At 39.4% G+C, this 7,447-nt stretch carries 7 protein-coding genes and 1 pseudogene; 1 reads left to right on the top strand and 7 read right to left on the bottom strand.

Going from position 1 to position 7,447, the window contains the following annotated elements; all coding sequences use genetic code 11:
- The first annotated feature begins 106 nt into the window (after positions 1 to 106).
- Positions 107 to 1,548: pseudogene (locus tag DWX73_RS12405) on the top strand (pyridoxal phosphate-dependent decarboxylase family protein).
- A gap of 70 nt (positions 1,549 to 1,618) precedes the next feature.
- Here the strand turns inward: DWX73_RS12405 and DWX73_RS12400 are convergent.
- From DWX73_RS12400 to DWX73_RS12375, 7 genes are all read right to left on the bottom strand, one after another.
- Positions 1,619 to 2,248, bottom strand: a complete 630-nt coding sequence (locus tag DWX73_RS12400) for an MBL fold metallo-hydrolase (protein ID WP_118349042.1) — start codon at positions 2,246 to 2,248, stop codon at positions 1,619 to 1,621.
- On the bottom strand, positions 2,245 to 2,550 hold the full coding sequence (locus tag DWX73_RS12395; RefSeq protein WP_118349041.1) for a PadR family transcriptional regulator: 306 nt from the start codon (positions 2,548 to 2,550) through the stop codon (positions 2,245 to 2,247). Before DWX73_RS12395 ends, DWX73_RS12400 begins: the two co-directional genes overlap by 4 nt.
- 11 nt (positions 2,551 to 2,561) lie before the next feature.
- Positions 2,562 to 3,830 carry a DUF2812 domain-containing protein gene (locus DWX73_RS12390; protein ID WP_118349040.1) on the bottom strand — a complete coding sequence of 423 codons (1,269 nt, stop codon included), beginning with the start codon at positions 3,828 to 3,830 and terminating at the stop codon, positions 2,562 to 2,564.
- 107 nt (positions 3,831 to 3,937) lie between these two features.
- A complete protein-coding gene (locus DWX73_RS12385) occupies positions 3,938 to 4,624 on the bottom strand; it encodes a GTP pyrophosphokinase (RefSeq protein ID WP_118349039.1) in 687 nt (228 codons plus the stop codon).
- A gap of 191 nt (positions 4,625 to 4,815) precedes the next feature.
- Positions 4,816 to 5,190 carry a hypothetical protein gene (locus DWX73_RS14175; RefSeq protein WP_242996895.1) on the bottom strand — a complete coding sequence of 125 codons (375 nt, stop codon included), beginning with the start codon at positions 5,188 to 5,190 and terminating at the stop codon, positions 4,816 to 4,818.
- Positions 5,187 to 5,963, bottom strand: coding sequence for an amidohydrolase (locus DWX73_RS12380; RefSeq protein ID WP_242996893.1), 777 nt, complete (start codon positions 5,961 to 5,963; stop codon positions 5,187 to 5,189). Before DWX73_RS12380 ends, DWX73_RS14175 begins: the two co-directional genes overlap by 4 nt.
- 55 nt (positions 5,964 to 6,018) lie before the next feature.
- Positions 6,019 to 7,218, bottom strand: a complete 1,200-nt coding sequence (locus tag DWX73_RS12375; protein ID WP_158556865.1) for a PucR family transcriptional regulator — start codon at positions 7,216 to 7,218, stop codon at positions 6,019 to 6,021.
- Between the last annotated feature and the right edge of the window lie 229 nt (positions 7,219 to 7,447).

The following is a 7,447-nucleotide window of genomic DNA, read 5'->3' as shown; positions in this document are numbered from 1 at the left end:
TTATCAAATAGATGAATTTATCATTATATATGTACTTAGTGTACACTATGAATAGAATTGCGTAAAGAACTATTGATTATCTGATAACTTAAAAGGAGTAAAGACTATGATTAACAGCGAAAATGTTTTAAATACAGCACAGTTAGAAGAAATTGTCCAGACATTTGTCCATGAATTCTGCAAAGAAAAACGTGACATCCACTCGCAGAATGTTACCTGGTACACAGACGAAGATCAGAAAGAAAAAATCCGTCAGATAGGTTTTTCCAGAGATGGCCGCCCGGTTGCTGAAGTAGTAGAGGAAATGATGAAAGAAGTTTATCACTACCGCGGTGATGGAACCATCCGCGCTTTTTCGGATTTGTTCCGGGGCCTGCTTCTTCGATTTCCTGGCTTGGCGATATTATGACTTCTGCATACAATATTCATGCAGGCGGAAGTAAACTTGCCCCAACCATCAACTGTATTGAGCAGGAAGTGCTGCACTGGCTCTGCAGTTTAGCCGGCTTTCACGAACGCCCGGGCGGTGTATTCGTAAGCGGAGGCTCTATGGCAAATATCACTGCGCTGACTGCTGCCCGGGACTGGAAACTAAATGATGAAACAATGCACCTCGGCGTTGCATATATTTCTGATCAGACGCACAGTTCTGTTGCAAAAGGACTTCGTATTATCGGAATCCCTCAATCCAGAATTCGTATTATTCCGACAAATGCACATTTTCAAATGAAGATGAAAGACTTAAAAGATGCCATTCTGGCTGACAAAGAAGCCGGACGCATTCCTTTTGTCGTAATTGGTACTGCCGGAACAACAAACACCGGAAGCATTGATCCTCTTCCGGAAATTGCATCCATTTGCAGAGAGCACGAACTCTGGTTCCACATTGATGGCGCTTACGGAGCTTCTGTGCTTCTCAGTCCAAATTACCGTCATTTGCTCAAAGGCATTGAACAAGCCGACAGTCTCAGCTGGGATGCTCATAAATGGCTGTTCCAGACCTATGGCTGCGCTATGGTACTCGTCAAAGATGTGCGACATTTATTCCATAGTTTCCATGTAAATCCTGAATATCTGAAAGATATCGAAGGCGACTGCGAACATATTAATCCCTGGGATATCGGAATGGAATTGACACGCCCTGCCCGTGGTCTGAAACTTTGGCTCACATTGCAGGTATTGGGAACGGACCTGATCGGAAGCGCAATTGAACACGGTTTTGAGCTTGCAGATTGGGCAGAAGAAGCAATACGCGAATTAGACCACTGGGAAATTGTTTCTCCTTCGCAGCTTGCAATGGTAAATTTCCGCTATATTGCCGATGATTTGACAGAAGAAGAACTGGCTTTCATCAACGAGAAAGTATCGGAGCGAATGCTTCAAACAGGCTACGCTGCCATCTTCACAACCGTATTAAACAAGAAAAAGGTGCTGCGTATCTGCGCCCTCCATCCGGAAACAACAAGAGAGGACATACGCACCACCATCCATATGCTTGATAATTTTGCAAAACAGATTCATGCTGAGTTAAAAGATTCTGTCCAATAACTGATGCAAGGCACCGGAGATTCCTTCTTTTCTCCAGTGCCTTGTTTTATCATATCCAAGACCAGAATTCTTAAATTTTTGTATTTGCAGGCATCATAACAATAATCTCCTGCTCCGTTCCTATTGACAGTTCAATACTGTCATTTTCAAACGTGGTTTTACAATCTGTGTTCATGAGAAATTCTCCAAGCATTGATATCTCCTGATATCCAAATCCTTTCTCATCATTCCGGAAATGCATCGGAATCGTCAAATGCGGTTTCAATTCTTTCACAAGCGCTGCCGCCTGTGTTCCATTGATCGTATAAAATCCGCCTACCGGAACAAAGAGAATATCCAAATCCTTTAATTGTTCCTTTTGCTCCGAAGTCAGCTCGCAGCCAAGATCTCCCAAATGAGCGATTTTTGTTTTGCCATCGTCTAAAACATAGATGCGGTTTGTTCCACGCTTCGCTCCCTGCACGTCATCATGATAGGTCTCCATCTCACAAATCACAAATGGATTCTCTCCGCTCTTTTCAATTACAACACCTGCACGATAATTATGATCGCTGTGCTCATGTGTGCAGAGAACAAGATTTGCCCGTTCCCTTACCGGGTTCAATCCCGGTACTGTATCATCCTCATATGGATCAAATACAACCGTAAACCCATTTTCCTCAATTTTAAAACAGGAATGTCCAATCCAGGTTATTTTCATAAATAATTCCTCCCATCTTCTACGAGAGTTTTCAGCCGCTCATATTCTTCACAGAGCAGATCAAATCCTTTCGCAGTTATCATATAATATTTTCTCCTTTTTTCTTCTGATGTCAACCGAATCATCTCATTTTCTTCAAATTTCGCCAGCATTGCGTATAAAGTACCCGGACCAACCTGCACTCTTCCATGAGAAATCTCCATTACTCTGGCCATAATATCTACTCCGCAGCACTCTCGTGTCAAAGCAAGCAATATATAATACATCGGTTCCGTTAACGTCTGAAACTGTTCCCTCGCCATACGCTCACCGCCTAATTTATTTTCAATTTTTCCCTTGTGTTCTCAATTACCTGCGGTGTAATTTCCCCATCAAATTGAAAAACCAGAATACAGTCAGGATAACGAAGCAAATACATATCTGCACCATATGTCTTTCGTTTCACAGCCCGTTCTGCTCCCCATATCTGTTCTTCTGTTTCTTCATAAACACTTTCATCATACGCCTTCTTCCACTGATGATCCAGTACCCATGAGAATCTGCTTTCAATTACTTCATAATGAAGCGCTGCATACACATCGTCTTCTTTACCAAGCGCACAGTAAAGTTTACTGCCAAACCATCCCGAATGATATTCGCCATACAAAACCTCCTCTTTGACAGTTTCATCCGAAAGATCTGAAATTGCAAGCGGAAAACTTTCCGGCATACCTTCCTCATTTTTTGAAAGAGTACCTACAGATTGAAGTGCAAATGACAATACGACATATAAAAGCGGTCCCCAGAAAATAGATGACCATACAAATAATTGATGGTTCTCCCTTGAAAGCTGAAGTCTGTTAATTACACTAATTATGATAAATATCGTGCAGAACCAGATGAAAAATCCAATGAATCCAATCGCATTGTCATACCACAATGCCTGCACAATAAAGTACAGTATACACATCCAGAAACAAATATGATCTATACTCCGAAGCCAGAGCGGATACCTGCTGTAGTGAACCGACTCTCCCATCTGTAAACGTTTCTTTATTTTGAATGCCCATCTCTTTCCTTCGAAAAGGTCAATACTTCCATTTAGGAACATAAGAAACAGCACTCCCGCTTCCAAAACTGTCTCATTGTCAAACAGCAGATTGCTGTCCAAAAAAATCTGACGCAGAGTAATTACAAAGAAAAATGCAAAGCAGAGAAAGTAAAACCAGATTTTCTTTGATTCTTCTTTCTGAATCACAGAAAAACGAATTTCTTCATCTGTTTCAAGTTCTACTGCCGAATCATCATTTGTACAGAAGACACAGAACTTTCCGTAATTACAGACAAACTTCCAACCTGCCGCCTCACAGCACGCAATCAGCTCCTCTGTATCTTCCTCTGGTTTCCGGTCATATTCACTGCCTTTGACAAACACATGGACCGCATAGCGTAGTTTTCCTGGGATTCCCTGTTCAAAAACCATCCACGCGCCAAGTTTCTTTAAATACCAGCCCTTCTCTGCCATCTGCTCAAGATATTCTTTCATAGCATCGCATTCTCGGTAAGAAAACCGCTTCCAAACTCTCTTTCTTGCATTTCTCATATTCTGCACCTCCTTTTATCGAGTATCGATATTTCTACTTATAGTATATTATCGATACTCGATATTGTAAAGTACAAACGAACAGATTCTTCTAAAATAATGCTATTTTACTTCTGCAAATCTACCTGACTGCGAAGATTATCCATTCTTGTATCCAGATCAGCACTCAACTGGGCACATTCATAGAGCTCTTTTGCCATTATCTCAGTAAACTCAAAATCTTTTTTGTAACAAATCTGATGCTCCAAACTTGCCCAGAAATCCATCGCAATTGTCCGAAGCTGAATTTCTACTTTCATAATTCTCTTTTCGTGTTCCAGAAAAATCGGTACCGTCACAATCAAGTGGAGACTTCTATATCCATTTTCTTTTGGATGCGCAATATAGTCCTTTTTTTCAAGTAACGTAATATCATCTTGCTTTAATAAGGCGTCCGCCAGCAAATATACATCTTCAACAAAGGAACAAATCACTCTCACACCTGCAACATCATTTAGTTCCTTCTCTACATTCTGCAAATTAAATTCTAATCCTTTGCGGTCCATCTTCTCACGAATACTTGGCAGGCTTTTTAATCTGCTTTTAATCCCGCTGATCGGATTCCGGTCATGCTGCAGTGAAAACTCCTCATTTAATACATTAAATTTTGTTTCCACTTCCATAATTGCACAGCGATAATACGCCATCATCCGGTTATAGCCCTGCATAATCTGAAAAAAATGTTCTTCTGCTCCTTCTGCAAGAAATGGCTGTATCTGTTTTACATTATATTGTTCTTTATCTTTCTGCATCATTCTTTCACCTTTCCGTAAATGCAAAGATTATACTTATTTGTCAAAACTATCAATAGCATTATTATACATCAGAAAACTTCTCTTGTATAGAAAGCTTTCTTAAAAGCCGGCACAGTCAAAAAAGCCGGTCAAAAACTTCGTTTTTAGCCGACTTTTCATACATTTATAGTTTTATTGAATTAGAGCCTTCCCTAATCTTCTTTCTCTAACAGCACATCACAGGCACTCATCGCCAGCAGCTGCACAGATGTATGAAGATTTCGCTTTCCTTCTTCTCCACCAGCTGCCACAGCAAATTCCTTTGTATGTGTTCCTACATTCTCTTTCAGTTTTACATAGAACTGAATTGCAGGAATTTCATGTGTGACATTTCCCACATCAGTTGAACCAATTCCCTGTGTAAGATCACGTTCAATATAGTCTTCTCCGATAAATTCCATATTGCTGCGAACATATTGAACCAATTTCTTATTGTTTCGCACATCCTTCACAATTTCATCCAACTGCTTTTCTTCCACTGTCGTACCAGTTGCAATTGCCGCACCTTTTGCACAGTTGCGAATCATTCTACGAGTTCCATCATATAATCATACTCTAATGCACGAATATTAAACACTGCTTTCGCTTCATCTGTGACAGTATTATGTGCTACACCGCCTTCTGTAATAATTCCATGAACACGGCTGTAATCTTTCATATGAAGGCGCATCATATCAACTGCATGGAACATCAGCTGTACCCCGCTTAAAGCATTTGCTCCCTTCCATGGACAGGCTGCCGCATGAGCCGGTTTTCCATGAAATGTAAATTCAATTGCAACAGATGCGAAAGAAATATCATCCGGAACAGAGTTGCTTGAAGGATGCATCAGCAACGCGGCATTAATCCCTTCGAAAACTCCCTCTTTAAGCATAATAGCTTTTCCACTGCCCTTTTCTTCTGCAGGAGTTCCAAGTACTTTCAGGACACCGCCAATATCATACTTCTCCATGATTTCTTTTAAGACAATACCCCCGCCTGCTGCAGATGTACCAATCAGATTATGACCACATCCATGACCAATCTCCGGCAAACAATCATATTCTCCCATTAAGGCTACTGTTTTCCCCGGCTTTCCAGAATCATACACTGCTTCAAATGCTGTTTCAAGACTTCCAACACCTTTTGTTACCTTAAATCCATATTTTTCAAGCAGATCACAAAGCGCTGCCTGTGATTTGTATTCATGGAATGCCAGTTCCGGATGTGCAAAAATATAAGAACTGGTTTGTTCAAATTCTTCCTTTTTTTCTTCTGCAAATGTAACAATGTCCTGTTTAATTCTTTCAATTGATTCCATTCTAATACTCCACTTCTGAATGCAAGAATCACTTTAGAGTAGAGTTCATTTTTATTCATGAATAAATTTTTTTTAATCGCAAAGCAAGTGATAATTCCAATATACTTTCCGGATTCGACAAATCATATCCTGTCAAATGCTCAATTTTCTTAATTCGATACATCAATGTATTCCTATGAAGATATAAACTTGTCGCCGTTGTATTTCTTGCCCCTAAGTGATTCACCAAAGATTCAAGTGTTTCGACTAAATCACTTTCATTTTCTTTATCATAGTGTATCAATGCATCTAATTCTCTTGAAACATACTCCTTACATACTTGTTCACGGCTAATTTCTTTTAGTAGTTTCCAATACCCTACTTTATTAATGCAGACTACTTTTCCTTCTATCTCTCGACTTCGTGCAATCTCCAATGCATCCATTGCTCCTTGATAAATCTCATGAAAATTCTGATATGAGTTTGCTTCTTCAGAAACCCCAATCAACACATCATATCCCGTTTTCTCTGCGACTTGTTTTTGAACCTTTTCAAAGTATTCTTGATTTGATTCTTGCAAGTTTTTCTTTACGATACAAGGAAATATCTTATTGTTGTACAATACAATTGAAGTATCATTTTCTTCTAACAAAATACCACGAACACTTTGTTCTATTGTTTCTGCTTGTTCTTCTAACTCTCCTTCAGATATTCCTTCTATCTCCAACAACATAACATAATATGGTGGCTTAGGCCAGCTCTGCTTTATAGCTCGCTGCTTCTGTTCTTCCCCATAAGAAATATTACCCGATAGAAAATCGATAAATAATTTCTTATCGCTTTTCCTTTTATTTGCTTCTTCATGTTTATATTTCACTTCATCATTATGCCGTGAAGTTACAAGCGCTTCCATTATAGCATAATTCAGTTCAACAAATGGGAGCTCTTCTGGCATAATAATAATAGGAAACTGGTATTCCTCTGCTAACTTTAAAAAGTCGTCCATATATGCACCAATAAAACGAGATTTTATCGCAAGCGCTGCTGCCTTTACCTCATTTAAGCTTTTTACTAGTGACAATAATCTTTCTTTTGTTCCACTATATGCATACCCCGTTGTAATATAAAGCACATTTGGCCGCATCCATGCCTCCATATTCGGAATTTCCATACCATCGACATAAAATACTACTGTATCAAGATTCTCTTTACCTGTAGCAAGAATACAGCCTTTTTTCTCCGCTATGCCTACCACATCTTTAACTGTAATTGCCAAATTCCTCATCCTTCCGCAAAATTCTTCTCTCATAATATCATATCTATCTAAAAATAGCTACTTGAAAAGATATTGCAGCAGTATAAGTAAGATAAGGAATTTACTTTTTAAAAACGGGCTGTCGGGAAATAGATAGTTCCAAAACAGGGGCAGATTGACTCACATGAGTCAAATCTGCCCTGAAACTTTTTCGTAAAAAGAGAAAAAGATGGCTAACGACAACCATCTT

Source organism: Coprococcus sp. AF21-14LB, from assembly GCF_003458885.1.
In the GTDB taxonomy this organism is placed as follows: domain Bacteria; phylum Bacillota; class Clostridia; order Lachnospirales; family Lachnospiraceae; genus UBA9414.
This window is presented reverse-complemented; position numbering and strand designations above follow the sequence as displayed.

Bases quoted from the DNA above. Each gene is read 5' to 3' on its own strand.
- DWX73_RS12395 (WP_118349041.1), bottom strand. From the start codon at position 2,550: ATGGCGAGGGAACAGTTTCAGACGTTAACGGAACCGATGTATTATATA.
- DWX73_RS12400 (WP_118349042.1), bottom strand. From the start codon at position 2,248: ATGAAAATAACCTGGATTGGACATTCCTGTTTTAAAATTGAGGAAAAT.
- DWX73_RS12380 (WP_242996893.1), bottom strand. From the start codon at position 5,963: ATGGAATCAATTGAAAGAATTAAACAGGACATTGTTACATTTGCAGAA.
- DWX73_RS12385 (WP_118349039.1), bottom strand. From the start codon at position 4,624: ATGATGCAGAAAGATAAAGAACAATATAATGTAAAACAGATACAGCCA.
- DWX73_RS12390 (WP_118349040.1), bottom strand. From the start codon at position 3,830: ATGAGAAATGCAAGAAAGAGAGTTTGGAAGCGGTTTTCTTACCGAGAA.
- DWX73_RS14175 (WP_242996895.1), bottom strand. From the start codon at position 5,190: ATGATTCGCAACTGTGCAAAAGGTGCGGCAATTGCAACTGGTACGACA.